The 1202-nt window shown below is 81.1% G+C and carries 1 protein-coding gene and 1 pseudogene; both read left to right on the top strand.

The genetic code is table 11. The features are described from left to right. The first annotated feature begins 210 nt into the window (after positions 1-210). Positions 211-693, top strand: coding sequence for an RNA polymerase sigma factor (locus GTR00_RS21255; protein WP_407659764.1), 483 nt, complete (start codon positions 211-213; stop codon positions 691-693). Beyond that, positions 690-1202, top strand: a pseudogene (locus GTR00_RS23175) (hypothetical protein); the annotation flags it as partial. The gene GTR00_RS21255 and the pseudogene GTR00_RS23175, both read left to right, overlap by 4 nt.

The following is a 1202-nucleotide window of genomic DNA, read 5'->3' as shown; positions in this document are numbered from 1 at the left end:
CTGCCGGTCAGCCACGGCGCCCCGCGCGGGCGATCGGCTCCGCTTGGATGTCAACCGTGACCGCCTGCCGCTCGTCCTACCGGTGTGGAGATGCTCAGAGCGCGGCGCGCCGTGGCTGACCGGCAGGTCGGCCGGGGCCCCGCCGTCGCGCCCGCGGGCGGCGCCGGCACGGACGGGGAGGACCCCCGCACGTGGGACGCCGACACGGCCGTGACCGTCCTGTACGGCGCGCACTGGCGCCGCCTGGTGGCGCTGGCCGCGGAGTTCACCGGGGAGACGGCCACCGCCGAGGAGGTCGTGCAGGAGGCGTTCGTGGCGCTGCACCGCCGCTGGCGGCGCCTGGACGACCGCGCCTCCGCGGTGGCGTACCTGCGGCAGGCGGTGGTCAACGGCGCGCGCGACGTGCTGCGCCACCGCGCCGTCGTCGAGCGCCGGCGCCCGCTGCCCGACCCCTCGCCGGAGGGGCCGGAGGAGCGGGCGGTGCGCTCGGCGGAGCACCGCGGCGTGCTGGCCGCGCTGGACGCGCTGCCGGGCCGGCAGCGGGAGGTCCTGGTGCTGCGCTACTCCGCCGAGATGTCCGAGCAGGACATCGCCGAGGCCCTGGGCATCAGCCGCGGGGCCGTCAAGACGCACGCGCACCGCGGTCTGGCGGCCCTGCGCGCCGGCCTGAGCCGCCAGGAGGAGACCCCGTGAACCACGACGACCACCGCGAGACCCGCGACCCCGGCGACCCCGCGGGCGCGGGTCCGGCCGGCGCCGGGCCGCTGCCGGACCCCGCCACCGACCCCGCGGCGCGCGCCCTGCGCGACGCCCTGGCCGCCCGCGCCGACGCGACGCTGCCCGCCGACCGCCTCGAGGAGATCCGCATGAGCACCACCGCCCGCCGCCGCTCCACCCGCGCCTGGACCGCCGTCGCCACCGCCGCCGCGGTCGTCGTCGTGGGCGGGGGCACCGCCCTGGCCCTGACCCGCGGCGACGGCACCTCGGTGCGCACCGTGGCCTCGCAGACCTCCGGGCCCGTCGCCGCCGACCCGGCCACCACCCCCGCGCCCGCACCGGCGAGCAGCGCGCCGGCGCCCGAGGAGCCCTCGGGCGCGCCCGCGCCCGCCACGTCCTCCCCGGCGGCGGCGCCGAGCACGACCGCCCCCCCGCCCGCGTCGAGCGCACCGGCCCCCGCGACGGGCGGGGGGGCGGTCGTGCTC

Source organism: Kineococcus indalonis, from assembly GCF_009906395.1.
Lineage (GTDB): Bacteria > Actinomycetota > Actinomycetes > Actinomycetales > Kineococcaceae > Kineococcus > Kineococcus indalonis.
The sequence above is the reverse complement of the archived record's forward strand: the minus strand, read 5'-3'. Positions and strand labels throughout refer to the sequence as shown.